Origin of the sequence: Salinivibrio costicola subsp. alcaliphilus (assembly GCF_001996185.1) — a bacterium.
In the GTDB taxonomy this organism is placed as follows: Bacteria; Pseudomonadota; Gammaproteobacteria; order Enterobacterales; family Vibrionaceae; genus Salinivibrio; species Salinivibrio costicola.
The window spans coordinates 1-15,179 of the sequence record NZ_MUFR01000005.1 but is presented as its reverse complement, the minus strand read 5'-3'; the positions used below and the strand labels follow the sequence as shown (position 1 = coordinate 15,179).

Below are 15,179 nucleotides of genomic sequence, written 5' to 3'. Positions count from 1 at the left end.
GGCCGTTTTTTGATTATGTATACCTTACGTCCGTACCAGTCTGACGCTGTTAAAGCCGTCCTGCACTATTTTCGCCGTCATACATCGCCTGCCGTTGCCGTGCTACCCACGGGCGCCGGGAAAAGTTTGGTAATCGCTGAATTAGCGCGTATTGCCAAAGGCCGAGTTCTGGTCTTAGCGCATGTTAAAGAGCTTGTCGAGCAGAACCACGCCAAGTATGAAGGCTATGGGCTCACCGGCGGTATTTTCTCCGCTGGTTTAGGACGTAAGGAATCAAATGAAAAGGTCGTGTTCGCCTCGGTACAATCGGTCGTGCGCAACCTCGACGCCTTTGCCGACCAATTCTCGCTACTGGTGATCGACGAGTGCCACCGCGTTCCTGACAACGAAGACAGCAGTTATCGTCGTGTTATTCAGCACCTACAACATGTCAATCCCGGCCTAAAAGTACTCGGGTTAACCGCTACGCCATATCGGTTGGGGCAAGGTTGGATTTATCAGTACCACACCAGTGGTAAAGTCCGCACCACTGACACCCGTTTTTTTCGCGATTGCGTTTTCGAACTGCCCATAAGCCATCTTTTGGATGAAGGGTTTTTAACCCCGGCCCATGTTCTGGATGCACCGCTTCTTAGCTATGATTTTTCACAAGTCTCACGCACTGCCAGCGGCTACTACCGTGACGCGGATCTCGATAAGGTCGTCGCCAATGCCCCGCGTGCCACCCCGCAAATTGTCGAACAAATCCTTGAGTATGCGCGCCCGCGCCAAGGGGTGATGATTTTCGCTGCGACTGTCAACCATGCCAAAGAAATCATCACCTATCTTCCTAAAGACAGCGCCGCGCTGATCATCGGCGACACCCCTGGTCTTGAACGAGATCGTCTTATAGAGGCGTTTAAACAAAAAGCACTGAAGTACTTAGTGAACGTATCGGTGTTGACCACCGGCTTTGATGCCCCTCATGTGGACTTGATTGCAATATTACGTCCCACGGAATCAGTGAGCCTTTATCAGCAAATAGCCGGTCGTGGATTGCGATTAGCGCCCGGAAAAAAAGACTGTCTTATCCTTGATTATGCCGGCAATGTTTACGACCTGTATCAGCCCGAAATTGGTATGCCTAAACCCGATAGCGACAGCGAGTTAGTCACCATTCCTTGCCCTGCGTGCGGGTTTAACAATAGCTTTTGGGGCAAACTGGATGACAACGGCTTTTTGCTTGAGCATTACGGTCGCCAATGCCAAGGGTATTTTGAAGACGAGACCGGGGAGCGTGAAATCTGCGGCTATCGGTTTCGCGCTAAATTTTGCGATGAATGCGGCACCGATAACGATATTGCCGCCCGCCGCTGCCACCAATGCGACGCGCCGTTAATCGATCCAGATAAAAAACTGCGTGAGGCACTCAAACTCAAAGATGCGCTTGTGGTGGCGTGTGCCGATATGACCCTCACAGCGGGCAAAAATCGCTACCAAAAACCGCAGTTAAAAGTGACCTATCACACCAACGATGGCAACGATTTACACGAAGTCTGGCCACTTGCGACCAAGAAACAGAAACACGACTTTTTAGCGCGGTTTGTTCGCCCACATTTAGTCGATCGCCATCGTCCCTTCACCGATACCGCGCCCACTAAAGTGACAGCGTCACAACATCGATTTCGTCCGCCTGATTTTGTCATTGCACGCAAACAAGGCCGTTTTTGGCATCTGCGCCAGAAGATCTTTGATGTCGATAGTTTTATTAGCCAAGACAGATTGCAGGCGATGTTGGCACAAAGTCGTGGGCAAGCCTTTGCAGAAGCCGACTAACACGCGCAAGCAGGCCTTCTGCGCACCGATGACGCTTGTTTTCGTGCGCAACCAGTGCTACTATCCGCGCTCGTTTTTGGGTACTGAGTTAGGTCGCTACGCTCAGTGCTATTTTTTCACTCTAAAGAGAGTTATTAATTATGTTTAAATTCGAAGCTGAAGTACGTACAGAAAAGGGTAAAGGTGCGAGCCGCCGCCTACGTCATCAGAAAAAATTCCCTGCGATTGTTTACGGTGGCAACCAAGAGCCTGTATCTATCGCACTGAACCACCCTGTTGTGGTTAACCAAATGGATAAGCCTGAATTCTACGAAGGCATCATCCTGGTTATTGATGGCCAAGAAGTAAAAGTGAAGCCACAAGACATCCAACGTCACCCGTTCAAGCCAAAAGTTGAACACATGGACTTCATCCGCATCTAATCGCTGTGTCGATAAAGATGGAATGAGATCAGGCGTCCTCAGGGGCGCCTTTTTTGTGTTTAAACATTATAAGTAGCACGCTTTGCGTACCAAGCACTCTGGCCGAAGTATTCGCTGGGATGTTAGCTGTCATCAAACAGCGAAGGCTGATGTGGAAGAGTTTCCGGCTCTAAGGCGGTTTCCTGTGTCTGTTGGCGTTTGGCACGCATAATGCGCAAATAACGCTGGTGGCATAAGCGAACCACATTGCGCTTTTGCTCGTTGGTAAAGTCATACCAATAAAAGCGCTCATCGCGACTGCGAAAGCACCCTTTGCAGTAACCTTTGTTATTGACCTGACAGATGCCTTTGCACGGACTCGGCACCTCGAAGAAATCGAGCTGTTCCACGTCATCCCCTCTGCTGATTCTTTCATTCAAGCGGGTGGCAGACACAATTGCAAGTCGCGCGTTAAAAACTGCCCGAACAAGACAAACGATCAAACGTGCTTAGAACAACCCCAATTGCGGTAGCGCCAAGGTGTCGAACTCTTTACCAATAAACGGCAGGATGCCATCCGCAATCGGTTTAAGCTGTTTATCAATATAATGTTGATAATCCATCGGGCTACGCCGATACATACACGGCTCAGGCCCATTAACCGTGATCACATACTCAATCCATCCCCCCCGTTGGTACTGTTCAGGGCGGCCACGTTTTTGATTTTCACTGTCAGCCAGCCGCGCGGCACGCACGTGCGGTGGCACATTTTTCTGATACTCCGCAATCGGGCGTCGTAACCGTTTACGATACACTAGCTCGGCATCACGCTCCCCTTGTTGCGTACAGGCGACCACATCGCGAATAAAAGCATCGACATCATCACCATCAAACACACGTTGATAAAGCTGTTGCTGGAACTGTTGCGCCAATGGTGTCCAATCCGTTCTTACCGTTTCCAACCCTTTAAAGACCAAATGAGACTCGCCGGTATCAGGATTGACGATCCGTCCTGCATAACGCTTTTTACTCCCGGTTTCTTGCCCACGAATGGTGGGCATTAAAAAGCGTTGATAATGGGTTTCGTATTCAATTTCCAGCAAGGATTCGAGACCATAGGTTTCCTGCAAGTGTTGAGACCACCACTGATTCACATGGCTAACAAGCTTTCGCCCGATGGCATCGGCGTCCTCGCTTGCTTTTTCTCCCCCCAATGACACAAAGGTAGAGTCTGTGTCACCGTAGATCACCTCAAAGCCGTGTGCTTCAATCAACTCACGAGTGGTCTTCATAATCTCATGGCCGCGCATGGTAATCGATGATGCCAAGCGATGATCAAAAAAACGGCACCCCGATGAGCCCAACACGCCATAGAAGGAATTCATGATAATTTTAATTGCCTGCGAAAACGCTTTTTCACCGGCTTTTTTCGCCCGATCACGCGCTTGCCACAACTCATCAATCAATGCCGGTAAGTAGTGCTTTTCTCGATGAAAAACACCGCCTCGAAACCCAGGGACCGTGTCGGCTTCCTGACCGGCCTCTTGTGCTTTTAACCCCTCTATGAGTCCAAGCGGATCAATAAGAAAGGTACGAATAATCGAGGGATACAGCGATTTAAAATCCAACACCAGCACTGAGTGATATAAGCCGGGTTTGGAGTCCATCACATAACCACCAGGGCTCGCGATCCACCCTTCGCTGGCTAGATTAGGCGCGACATAACCGGAACGATGCAAACGCGGTAAAAATAAGTTAGTGAATGCCGCTACCGAGCCGCCCACGCGATCGAGCTCTACCCCGGTTAAGCGCGAGCGCTCGATTAAAAAGTCGAGTAAGTGAGTGTGATCAAAGATTCGGTTTACCAAACGGCAATCTTGTAAATTATAAGTCGCAAGCGCGATTTTATCCTGATGAAACATGCGATTAATCGAGGCCATACGATCATGCGGATCATCAATCGCTTTCCCCTCGCCCAATAACGTTTGTGCAACCGCCTCTAGCGCCCAAGATCGGAACCCATACGTCGCGGTTTTTAGCGCATCAATCCCATCAATCACCACCCGCCCGGCTAAACTGATAAAGCCCGGCTTATTGCTACCACCATCACGCCAAAAAGCGCGTTCCCCGCCGCGACCAAGGCGTAAATCACGCTGGTAGCGTTGCGCGCGTTTAACCAATAGGCGAAAGTCAAAATCAATCACATTCCAGCCCACCACTACGTCTGGATCGTATTGTGCGAACCAACGCTCCAGGGCGACCAATAAAGCCTCTTCGTTATCCACCCACTCTATCCACGCCGGGGCATCGTTCTGAGGCGCACCGACCATGATCACGCGACTGTCTTTTTCACTGTCTAACCCCACCGAATAAAGCTGACCTTTTTGTGAACACTCGATATCCAACGAGACATGATGAAGCGTGGGCGTATAGTCTGCTTGCTTCGCTTTGCCTTGCGTTACTTCTAGGTAGCCCTGACGTTGACGGGCCTGACCGGTAAACAACAAGCTGCCACAAATATAGCGCTCCATCAGATAACGATCGGCCAAGCGTAAATCCCCTTCATAAAGCGCAATAGCGGCTCCCGTTATCACCTTCTGGCCTTCTCGGGCACGTTTAACACTGGTGAAATAACAGGCTGCAACAGGCGTATGTTGGAAAGTTGTTAGCGGTACCGGTTTGCAATAGGCATTGGGATCGATAGCAGGTAATAGCGCCTCCACCCGCGCTTTTTCTTCCAACGGCACAAAAAACACACTGTGCTGATCGTCAATACAGAGTTTGATCGGGCCTTCTGGCGTGGAAAGCCATAAAACAATGGTTGAGGTATGGCCCCAATCACGCTGCTGGCGCGTGATCACAAACCCTTGCTGCATATAGGGCGCAGTCGATGAAGTCACAGGCGTTATCGATATGGATCGTGTGAATGATAAGGACAGTGTAACAAACGTGGCTAATTACTGTATAGATAAACAGTTTTGGCCCTCTTTTTACACACATGACAGCCAAACAACGTGCTCCGCCGAGACGCCCATTATAATCTCGCCTTTGTTGTCGCTTGCGGACGCGATACAATGCGCGTTTGTTCGTTATCGGGAAGTATGAATGTCAGATCCGAAAAGCAAAGCGCTCAAAAAAATTGCTAAATGTCTAGAGCTCAGCAATTCCGCCAATGTCAACGAGGCGGCGCAAGCGATTAAAATGGCCGAGCGGCTGATGCGGAAGCATGGTCTCGATCAGGACGACATTGACTTCATCAGTATGGGTAAAACGCGCTCTGAGAAGCTGTTGCCAGCGTCTATTAACCAATCGATCTTAAAAATTATCCGCGGAATCAATAGTCGTTTTGGCGTCGAGTGCGTATTGGTCAACCACAAAGGGCTCAAGCAGGCTGAATTTATCGGTGATGCCGACCGGGCTATTTTCGCGGCGTTTGCATTTGATGTGGTGTATCGCGATATGAATGAACATATTGGCCAGTTTCGTAACAGCTTCGCAGGCTCAGGCACCAGCACCCAACAAGTCACCCGCCGTGTTCAGTCTTTCACGACGGGCTGGCTTGAGGGAGCACTCGACAAATTGCCACAGCTTGATGCCCGAGACAGCGACGATAAGATCAAAAGCTATATTGATAAAGAGTTCGCCAACATTGACCGAGAGACATTTAAGCAGCAACTCAAAGACGCCATGGCGGCAATGACCGATGACTACGAACGTGGCATGAAAAAGGGCCGCGAAATTTCAGTTAGTCGCCCTGTAAGCGGTCAAGGCCCACAAAAGCGCCTAACAGGTAACACAAAATCATAACCACAATTCTGTAATAACCAACGCCCCTTTAATACTCTCTCATCACGTGAAAACGGCCGGCGATTTGTCCGGCCTCTGTCAGCATTTTCCCACCAATAAGACACTTGTGTTAAACACGTCAAATCATGGTCAAATCGCTTGTCGCCTATTGTGTTACACGCTTCTCAGGTCTAGCCTAGGATCCATGTCACATTATCTATGTTCCGTCTGCCCAACTCGCTGGCAGTTGCGATCGCATGGTCTAAGGTGACTCAATAACAAGCATTCACAATGCGTAAAATAAGATACTTCATATCCTTAATTAGGAGAGTGGCATGAAAAAAGTCGTGACAGGTCTCGGCCTCTTACTGGCCGTCGCACCCGCAGCTTATGCACAGCAAGACAGTGGTCTTTACATGGGGGGTCGTATTGGGCCGTCGTTTTTAGAAGATAGCTGTGTGTCTGACACCGACTGTGGTGATCAAGAGCTCGGGGCGGGTATCATTACTGGTTATGATTTCAATGACTGGTTTGCGCTTGAAGGCACCTATGATTATTTAGGTCGCTTTGACACTGAATTCGATACCTTTGGTAAAGCATCGGGCGATCTCACCGCGCTGACACTTGCCCCCAAATTGTCGTATCACGTTAAGCCCGATACCGCACTGTACGGGAAAGTGGGCGGCGCGATGTGGAACTTTAACAGCAATGCCGGTGATCGCGACGATGTGTCGTTGATGGGCGCGATCGGTGTTGATCACCAAGCCACCGATAAACTCAACCTTCGCCTAGAATACCAACACATCAATGATATGGATGATGGCTATTTCTCAAGCGTTGATAATAACCTCGTCACCGTCGGGATGACCTATCACTTTGGCCGCACCGCCAGTGAGCCAATGACTGAAGCAATGGTTGAAGAGCCAGTTATGGCAGAGCCAGAGCCCGTTCAAGAGCCAGAGCCGGTTGCCGAGCCGCAATCAATTGTGCTCTCAGAGGCCGGCGAAACCGAAATGTTCGGCTTTGATAAAGCAACGTTATCTGAGCAAGCGGTCGCCTCCTTGCAGCCATTAGTTGACCGCTTGCTTAAGCATGAAGAAGCCACAGCGACGATTGTGGGTCATACCGACAGCCAAGGGCCTGCCGCTTATAACCAAACACTCTCTGAAGAGCGTGCACAAGTCGTTGCGGATGTCTTCTTAGACGCGGGCATTGCGGCTGAGCGCTTAACCGTGATGGGCAAAGGCGAGTCAGCGCCAACCGCCAGTAACGAGACTGCCGACGGTCGTGCGAAAAACCGCCGCGTGGAAGTCACTTCGCCAGAGTTCGTTTATGTGGAAGTGAATTAATCACATCGACGATCGCATCATATAAATATGCAAATATAAATACGCAAAGGCCACCGCATTGTCGGTGGCCTTTTCTTGTCATGAACAATCAATGACTGATTAACCGCGCGCTGTAAAAGCGGTCAAGTGCGCCTGCATCAACCGATCGATGTCTACTCTATCTTGATCGCTCACTCCTGCCACCCGTGGATACCTTGGCTCGGCGCGATCGTTATGATAAGCGCCTTCCCACCCCTGAGTGGTAGTTAAAAACGCGCGGGCAAAATCCGTTGAGTAGCGTAAACAGCCTGCCATGACCGTATCGACATAGGATTGGGCAATCGGCTTATCTACGTCTGGGGCACGCTGCGTATCGGCAACATACACGTACACGGGGCCATCAAGCGTCACCTCTTCGGGCAGAGTGATGTTTGATTCAGCTAACTGTAACCGCTGATAGCCTGCCTCTCGGCGATCAAAGTCGGGCAATGACTGTGGATCGATGCTGACCAGCACCCCATTACATTGACCTTCACCTTGTAACACCACCAAAGGTGAAATAAACGCCTCACTGACATTGCTCCAATGACGACTTAGCCCGGTCACGGTAACCGGGCACGTCCATCCAGATTCACCGGTCAGCGCCCGTGACGCCGGATTCATTAAACTCCCGTATCCAAATAGATACATGACGTTGCAAACTCCTTTATTGCATAACCTGACAGAACGGTAGTGGCTGCCTTGCTTTTTTCATACAAATTGCCAGAATATCCGGCAATGTTGTTAACAAGGAAGTCATCATGGAACCACTCAATAAGCTCGAAGCCCATTTCAAACGGCTGTCGCATTTTCAGCACCTTGCCGCAATCTGCGGTTGGGATCAAGCCACCATGATGCCAGATGGTGGGAATCAAGCCCGTGCCGACGCGATGGCAGAGCTCGCGCTTTATTGCCATCAACAAAGCACCCAACCTGAGCTTAGTGACTGGTTAGCAGAGCTGGACGATAAATTGGAGCAACTGACACCGACGCAAAAAGCGAGCGTGGCAGAGATGAAGCGCGAGTGGCAGCAGGCCAGCGTATTGCCTGACACCCTGGTCAAAGCCAAATCTTTAGCGGGTGCCAAATGCGAGCATGCTTGGCGCCAACAACGTCAAGATAACGATTGGGCAGGCTTTGCCAAAAATTTAAAAGAAGTGGTGGCCTTGGCGCGCGAAGAAGCCCATATTCGTGCGGACCAAAAAGGTTGTGCGCCTTACGATGCCCTGCTCGATCTCTACGAGCCAGGAATGACCGCTGATCGTGTCGATGAGGTATTTGGTGCGCTTAAAGCATGGCTACCGGAGACCATCCAGGCGGTAGTCGACAAGCAAGCGCAACAGCCACCCCTTATGCCCAAAGGGCCATTTACCCAAGCGCAACAAAAAGCCTTGGGTGAGCAGGTGATGCAGCAGTTGGGCTTTAACTTTGCACAGGGTCGTCTGGATGTCAGCACCCACCCATTTTGTGGCGGCGTGCCCACTGATGTGCGCATTACCACCCGCTACGACGAGCAAGATTTTACCTCGGCATTAATGGGCGTGATCCACGAAACCGGCCATGCGCGCTATGAACAAGGGTTGCCTAAGGACCTGGCAGGCTTACCAGTGGGCCAAGCGCGCTCGATGGGCGTGCACGAAAGCCAAAGCCTGTTTTTTGAAATGCAGCTGGCCCGCAGTGAAGCATTTGCCACCTTGATTTGTCAGCGTGCTAAATCTGCCTTTAACCGCCAAAACGATCCCGCCTTTCATGTCGAGAATTTCCACCGCGTGTTAACTCAAGTCGCGCCCGGTTATATTCGTGTCGATGCCGACGAGGTCACCTATCCGGCACACATCATGCTGCGCTATGACATCGAGCGCGATCTGATCAGTGGCAACATGGAAGTTGATCATATTCCTGAGCGTTGGGACAACGCCATGCAGCAATACCTTGGCCTCAGCACCGCCGGCAACTATAAAAACGGCTGCATGCAAGACATTCACTGGACCGATGGCAGCTTTGGCTACTTCCCCACCTATACCTTGGGTGCCCTGTATGCCGCGCAATTGATGCAAGCAATGCGCCAGCAAATGGATGTGGATGGCATTATCGCCAGCGGCAATGTCTCACCGATTTTTGATTGGTTGTCTCAACATATCTGGCAACGCGCCAGCACCACCTCAACCGACAACATACTCAAGGATGCCACCGGCGAAACCCTCAACCCCGCCCACTTCCGCGAGTATATTCAAGGGCGGTATTTGTAATCCGTGCCCCCAAGGCCAGCGATATTGGCCTTGGTTTTTTCAGGTTAATCTGTTAATCCCATCACATTTCTGTACAATGCGCGCTCAGTCATCTTTATCTTTACACCCTCCTCGCTTGGCCGTGAGTCAGATGCTTTGTTGGCATGACTACACGCCCTGGTTGAGCACATTCGCTAGGAACGTCTTTTGATTTCAATCGCCAATATCACCATGCAGTTTGGTGCCGAGCCGCTATTCGAAAACATCTCTGCCAAATTTGGTAACGGTAACCGCTACGGATTGATCGGAGCCAACGGCTGTGGCAAATCCACCTTGATGAAAATCATGAGTGGCGCGCTCACGCCTACCGCAGGCAATGTGTCCATCACGCCAGGACAAACCTTGGGCGAGCTTAGCCAAGATCAATTTGCCTATGAGCAATACTCAGTGATTGATGCGGTGATGATGGGCGATCGCAAGCTGTGGGAAATCAAACAAGAGCGTGAGCGTATTTATTCTTTGCCGGAAATGAGCGAAGAAGATGGCATGGCCGTCGCAGAACTAGAAAGCCAGTTCGCGGAAATGGACGGTTATACCGCCGAGAGCCGTGCTGGCGATATTCTGCTGCAAGCGGGGATTGAAGAAGAGCTGCACTTTGGCCTGATGTCGCAAGTGGCACCGGGTTGGAAATTACGGGTGCTGCTTGCCCAGGCTTTGTTTGCGAATCCTGATATTTTGCTGTTGGATGAACCGACCAACAACTTGGATATTCATACCATCAACTGGTTGGCCGGTGAGCTGCAACAGCGCCAGTGCACCATGATTATCATTTCTCACGATCGTCACTTCTTGAACGCCACGTGCACCCACATGGCCGATATCGACTTTGGCGAGCTACGTGTATATCCAGGCAACTACGATGACTTTGTCGCCGCATCTAGCTTAGCACGCGAGCAACTGTTGTCGAGCAACGCGAAAAAAGAAGCGGAGCTCAGTGAGCTGCAAGACTTCGTAAATCGCTTTGGTGCTAATGCCTCTAAAGCTAAGCAAGCCAGTTCACGCGCCAAACGCATGGAAAAGATCCAGCTTGATGAAGTCAAAGCGTCCAGTCGCGTGCACCCTTACATTCAATTTACCGAAAGCAAAAAGCTCCACCGTCAAGCGGTCGAATTACGCGAGGTTGGTCATACCTTTGACGAGACACCTTTATTTAAAAACGGTCACTTTTTACTTGAAGCAGGATCGCGCCTGGCGATTATTGGCGAAAATGGTGTGGGTAAAACCACCCTGTTGCGTTGTTTAGTGGGCGAGCTTGCGCAAAGCGAAGGCACAATTAAATGGTCAGAAAACGCATCCATTGGTTACTGTGCGCAAGATAACAGTGCCGAGTTTGATAACGATCTCACCGTGTTTGAGTGGATGTCGCAATGGCGTACGGCCAAGCATGATGATTTGATTGTTCGTGGCATTTTGGGTCGCTTGTTGTTCTCAGCAGATGATGTGAACAAAAAAGCCAAAAGCTGCTCAGGGGGCGAGAAAAACCGTCTGATGTTCGGCAAGCTGATGATGCAAGATATCAATGTGATTGTGATGGATGAACCCACCAACCACATGGATATGGAAGCCATCGAATCACTCAATAAAGGCCTAGAGCAATTCCCTGGCACTTTGATTTTTGTCAGCCACGACCGTGAATTTGTGTCGTCACTGGCCACTGACATTATTGAGATCAAAGACCAACAATTGATCCACTTTAACGGCAGTTACGATGAGTACCTCGCCCACTTAGAAAAAGTGCGTGCGGTGGCTTGATCATAAGACTGAGCCTGAATTTGCCGCTGATTGGCTTCCATTCAGCGGCAAGTCCCGCTATACCTAGAGTAACGTGCTTATTCTTTATAACGAGCGAGGGATCATGAAATACACGGCCACACTGTTAACGCTTTCCAGTCTTCTTCTTACCACTCCGAGCTATGCCCTTTTCGGCCAGGGCGATAAAACCACTGATGTGATGACGCAAATGGCAACCCAATTTGCCGGTGATGAGGTGAGCCAATCTCCGCTCGTTAAATCGATCACTGAACAAGTGGATGTGAGCCCAGCTCAAGCAACAGGTGGCGCCGGGGCCTTACTCGCCATGGCAGCGAATGGCCTCACCGGCAGCGATCAACAAGAGCTTGCAAGTTTACGCCCTGATTTATCGTCGCTTTCGTCATTACTCGGAGACAATGCGAGTGCGGGTGGCATCGGTTCAATGGGTGATGTGTATCGTGCAGCAGAAAAACTTGGTATCGACGCGGCCACGTTAAAGCAGTTTGTGCCGGTTGTGCTCGACTATTTGGGCCAACAAGGTGCGAGCGATGGATTGCTAAGCTCGCTAACCCAACTTTGGCCATAGCGCGACGTTACTTAAACACCGATTAAATTACTCCGTCGCCGCATGCCTCGGCAGTTTAAACAACGACAACGCGCGGCAACCGCTGACGCGCGTTTATTTATCGAATCATCAAGCAAAGCGCACCGAGACGCGTTATCATAGTCGCCCTGTTGTTTAAGTTTATATGATTATGCCTGCCTTCTCTTTCTCTGCGATTCCAGTTGGGATCCGCTTTATGCTTCTGTCTGCGCTTGGCTTTGCCTTGATGTCCGCCTGTGTGAAATACGTGGCTGTCAATGGTATCCCGGTATTTGAGATTGTCGCCGCCCGAGCACTGGTGTCGCTCATCATCAGCTACACCGATGTGAAACGTAAAGGCCTGTCGGTATGGGGTAACAATAAGCAACTCCTGTTGCTGCGTGGTGTACTCGGTACAGCCGCGCTGATGTGTGTGTATTATGCGGTCACGACTTTACCCTTAGCCGAAGCCACTGTTTTGCAATACACTCACCCGGTGTTTACTGCTGTACTTGGGTTGGTGTTACTCAAAGAGCGATTACAAGGCGCCACGTTGGTGTGTATTGCGCTTTGTTTAATCGGGCTTTACGTGATGGTGCAACCTAACCTTAACGGTAATATTGCGGAGGCCTTGCCCACGTTTAGCGTGATTATTGCGCTTCTGGGGGCATTAGGCAGCTCAATGGCTTATGTGATTGTGCGTAAACTCAGCCGCACCGAAGACAGCTCGGTAATTATTTTGTACTTTCCCATGGTTGCCCTACCCGTCGCGACCGTGCTGATGTGGCCACAGTTCGTGATGCCAAGTTTATCGCTCACATTGCTATTGGTTTTAGTCGGTGTATTTACCCAGGTTGGCCAGTATGGACTCACCAAAGCCATGCAAACCCAACAAGCCGGTGAAGCGTCTGCTTATGCCTATATACAAATTGTGTTCTCAACCTTGCTTGGGGTATGGATCTTTAATGAAGTGCCCTCAATTTGGACCTATCTCGGTGGTGGGTTAATTGTGGCAGGCGCATTATTCAATGCAGTTGGCCATCGCATCTTTCGGCGACGTATCGTATAACACTCGCACATTCAAAGGTTTAATACGAGCAAAACTGGCCTCATTTGAGGCCAGTTTTGGTTTGCTGATCAGGCAAAAACGCGTTAAAGAAGGCTGACTATAATCACCAAGTAGAAAAAAGGCTGTCGTGAGAATGTACGAGTGTGTCAGTGTTTGTCGGTAGATCTCGTTGCAATGAGAGAACGTATGAGCGTTTGGACAAAACCGGATTGCTCACTCGAGCAATCCGGTTAACAGTCATCGCCTGTCAACTAGGTACGAATATCCTGAATAGCACCGTTCAATGCGTTAACGTTATCTTTTAAATCAGACACAATCGGGCCCAGTTGATCAATCGCTTCATGCATATCGCTTGATAAGGTTTTTATGTTTGATAAATTGCTCGAGATTTCATCACTGACAGAAAGCTGTTCTTCCGTGGCCGATGCAATCGATGAATTCAGTCGATGGATTTCTATCGCAGATTCTTTGATCGTGCCAAGCGATTCGTTTGCGGTGGTCATATTGTCACGTGTCGATGCAATCTTATCTGCGTTAACACGAATAGTCTGTGTTGATTGTTCCGCCTTACCTTGCAAACCACCGATCATTTCTTCAATCTCTCCAGCAGATTTTTGTGTCCGTTGCGCTAAAGATCTCACCTCGTCGGCCACAACCGCAAAGCCACGACCTTGATCGCCTGCTCGCGCCGCTTCGATGGCTGCGTTTAGCGCTAAGAGGTTAGTTTGCTCTGCAATGCCTTTAATCACATCAAGCACATTACCCACATTAGTGGATTCATCGGCAAGCTCTTGGATCACCTCTGATGTCTTTTTGAATTCAGTTTCTAAACTGCCAAACTCGACCATGGTTTTATCGAACACATCTTTACTAGTGGTGGTTTCTTTCTCAGTACTACCTGCGTACTTTTCTGCCATGGAGGTGTTCTCCGCCACCGTGGCAAGGGCGGAGGTCATTTCTTCCATGGCCGTGGCACCCATCTCGAGCTCTTGGTTTTGCTGGTTAGATATTTTGGCATTTTTACTGGTAATATCGACCAAACTATCCGTAATCTGAGCGATCATATGATTAACGTCATTAATTTTATTAATCGTCGATGAGTAACTTCCGATAACTTTATTAACAGTATTACCAATGGTTCCAATTTCATTCTTTTTACTATCGTCGACTCGCAACGTAAGATCTGAATTATCATCTACTTTTTTTAGCGTGGATGCCATCCTATCTATTGGATTAACAACCGTTCGTTTCGTGATGATGTATCCCAAAATCGCAATTACGATCACCACTGCTAACGAGATATTGCCGATGAGCACCGTTTTTTTGACACTAGATGCTGCCTCGTTGAACTGTGCATCCGTTCGCTGTTCCAACGCAATAAAAAAGCTTTCGATGGGTTTCATGATTTTTGCTTTTTCTTGGTGATACTGCGAGCTATGCAATAGCTCAATCGCCATTTGTTTGTCGGGCTCTCCTCGAACAGTATAATTACCGCTGCTGTCCGGATATAGTCCTTTAACCGCGTTCATGGCTTTGACTTCCATATTCACCAGCCCATCAGAATTGGCCTGAGCCTTTTTGAGTAAATCAAACTCTTTCTCGGTAAAGCCTAAATCTCTCATCCGTTGATTTAACGAAATAGCTTGGCCATCTGGTTTAGGTTTTTGACCATGTTCTAACACTAAGTCCCAGTAGATCGTATGATAGTTAACAGGCCGAGGTTTCTCACCGTTACGAATGGCTAGAATATCGTTATACATTTTTTCATACTTTTCATTGCCGGTAACTGTGTAAGTTCTGCCCAGACGCGTTAAGTCATCAGAGCTTTGTCTTAATTCATCGGCCGTTTGATAAGACTCGTATCGGATCTGGGCCATTTCATCGACTTTATTCATCAAGCCATTAAGCTGAATGATCGTAAAAAAACTCACCACAATGCCTGCACCAATAATAAAAAATACTAATTTCATGGTGTTATTGATGTTCATACCCACTCCTACCGCCTCTATCACATTTATATCGTAAGCGGCCATTTCTCCCCACATTCAGATAACCACGATGACCTGATATTGATATGGCTCCTTCACTATCGGAGCGATATCATGACACGCGAAGACA

General features: G+C 49.3%; 12 protein-coding genes. 8 read left to right on the top strand and 4 right to left on the bottom strand.

Annotation, left to right across the window (positions count from 1 at the left end; translation table 11 throughout):
* Nucleotides 1-15 precede the first annotated feature (15 nt).
* A complete protein-coding gene (locus BZJ21_RS02650) occupies nt 16-1,815 on the top strand; it encodes a DEAD/DEAH box helicase (protein ID WP_077669063.1) in 1,800 nt (599 codons plus the stop codon).
* Nucleotides 1,816-1,955: 140 nt separating this feature from the next.
* Nucleotides 1,956-2,237 (top strand): 50S ribosomal protein L25, encoded by a 282-nt coding sequence (rplY, locus tag BZJ21_RS02645; protein ID WP_021023262.1) that lies wholly within the window; start codon nt 1,956-1,958, stop codon nt 2,235-2,237.
* 122 nt (nt 2,238-2,359) lie between these two features.
* Here the strand turns inward: rplY and BZJ21_RS02640 are convergent, their stop codons facing one another.
* Together BZJ21_RS02640 and BZJ21_RS02635 are read right to left on the bottom strand one after the other, a co-directional pair.
* Nucleotides 2,360-2,626, bottom strand: coding sequence for a DUF1289 domain-containing protein (locus tag BZJ21_RS02640; protein ID WP_021023263.1), 267 nt, complete (start codon nt 2,624-2,626; stop codon nt 2,360-2,362).
* Between the two features lie 99 nt (nt 2,627-2,725).
* On the bottom strand, nt 2,726-5,092 hold the full coding sequence (locus tag BZJ21_RS02635; protein WP_077669062.1) for a DNA polymerase II: 2,367 nt from the start codon (nt 5,090-5,092) through the stop codon (nt 2,726-2,728).
* A gap of 229 nt (nt 5,093-5,321) precedes the next feature.
* Here BZJ21_RS02635 and BZJ21_RS02630 point away from each other — a divergent pair, with 229 nt between their 5' ends.
* Both BZJ21_RS02630 and BZJ21_RS02625 read left to right on the top strand, forming a co-directional pair.
* Nucleotides 5,322-6,023 (top strand): DUF2786 domain-containing protein, encoded by a 702-nt coding sequence (locus tag BZJ21_RS02630; RefSeq protein WP_021023265.1) that lies wholly within the window; start codon nt 5,322-5,324, stop codon nt 6,021-6,023.
* 314 nt (nt 6,024-6,337) lie between these two features.
* Nucleotides 6,338-7,351, top strand: a complete 1,014-nt coding sequence (locus BZJ21_RS02625; protein WP_077577205.1) for an outer membrane beta-barrel protein — start codon at nt 6,338-6,340, stop codon at nt 7,349-7,351.
* A gap of 99 nt (nt 7,352-7,450) precedes the next feature.
* On the opposite strand, the gene BZJ21_RS02620 is transcribed toward BZJ21_RS02625, so the two are convergent.
* Nucleotides 7,451-8,020, bottom strand: a complete 570-nt coding sequence (locus BZJ21_RS02620) for a gamma-glutamylcyclotransferase family protein (RefSeq protein ID WP_077669061.1) — start codon at nt 8,018-8,020, stop codon at nt 7,451-7,453.
* Nucleotides 8,021-8,130: 110 nt separating this feature from the next.
* Here BZJ21_RS02620 and BZJ21_RS02615 point away from each other — a divergent pair, with 110 nt between their 5' ends.
* The 4 genes from BZJ21_RS02615 (at nt 8,131) to BZJ21_RS02600 (ending at nt 13,061) form a co-directional block, all read left to right on the top strand.
* Nucleotides 8,131-9,618 (top strand): carboxypeptidase M32, encoded by a 1,488-nt coding sequence (locus BZJ21_RS02615; protein ID WP_077669060.1) that lies wholly within the window; start codon nt 8,131-8,133, stop codon nt 9,616-9,618.
* A 186-nt stretch (nt 9,619-9,804) separates the two neighbouring features.
* Nucleotides 9,805-11,409: an ABC-F family ATPase gene (locus BZJ21_RS02610; RefSeq protein WP_077669059.1), complete on the top strand. Its 1,605-nt coding sequence runs from the start codon at nt 9,805-9,807 to the stop codon at nt 11,407-11,409.
* Nucleotides 11,410-11,512: 103 nt separating this feature from the next.
* Nucleotides 11,513-11,995, top strand: a complete 483-nt coding sequence (locus BZJ21_RS02605) for a DUF2780 domain-containing protein (RefSeq protein ID WP_077669058.1) — start codon at nt 11,513-11,515, stop codon at nt 11,993-11,995.
* Nucleotides 11,996-12,164: 169 nt separating this feature from the next.
* The gene (locus tag BZJ21_RS02600) at nt 12,165-13,061 is read left to right on the top strand and encodes a DMT family transporter (RefSeq protein WP_025744670.1); all 897 of its coding nucleotides are present in this window, start codon (nt 12,165-12,167) and stop codon (nt 13,059-13,061) included.
* Nucleotides 13,062-13,312: 251 nt separating this feature from the next.
* Here BZJ21_RS02600 and BZJ21_RS02595 read toward each other — a convergent pair whose 3' ends face one another.
* Nucleotides 13,313-15,049, bottom strand: coding sequence for a methyl-accepting chemotaxis protein (locus BZJ21_RS02595; protein ID WP_077669100.1), 1,737 nt, complete (start codon nt 15,047-15,049; stop codon nt 13,313-13,315).
* Nucleotides 15,050-15,179: the final 130 nt, after the last annotated feature.

Coding starts and splice junctions, on each gene's coding strand:
- BZJ21_RS02630 (WP_021023265.1), top strand. CDS start 5,322: ATGTCAGATCCGAAAAGCAAAGCGCTCAAAAAAATTGCTAAATGTCTA.
- BZJ21_RS02595 (WP_077669100.1), bottom strand. CDS start 15,049: ATGAACATCAATAACACCATGAAATTAGTATTTTTTATTATTGGTGCA.
- BZJ21_RS02635 (WP_077669062.1), bottom strand. CDS start 5,092: ATGCAGCAAGGGTTTGTGATCACGCGCCAGCAGCGTGATTGGGGCCAT.
- BZJ21_RS02605 (WP_077669058.1), top strand. CDS start 11,513: ATGAAATACACGGCCACACTGTTAACGCTTTCCAGTCTTCTTCTTACC.
- BZJ21_RS02625 (WP_077577205.1), top strand. CDS start 6,338: ATGAAAAAAGTCGTGACAGGTCTCGGCCTCTTACTGGCCGTCGCACCC.
- BZJ21_RS02620 (WP_077669061.1), bottom strand. CDS start 8,020: ATGTATCTATTTGGATACGGGAGTTTAATGAATCCGGCGTCACGGGCG.
- BZJ21_RS02650 (WP_077669063.1), top strand. CDS start 16: ATGTATACCTTACGTCCGTACCAGTCTGACGCTGTTAAAGCCGTCCTG.
- rplY (WP_021023262.1), top strand. CDS start 1,956: ATGTTTAAATTCGAAGCTGAAGTACGTACAGAAAAGGGTAAAGGTGCG.
- BZJ21_RS02600 (WP_025744670.1), top strand. CDS start 12,165: ATGCCTGCCTTCTCTTTCTCTGCGATTCCAGTTGGGATCCGCTTTATG.
- BZJ21_RS02615 (WP_077669060.1), top strand. CDS start 8,131: ATGGAACCACTCAATAAGCTCGAAGCCCATTTCAAACGGCTGTCGCAT.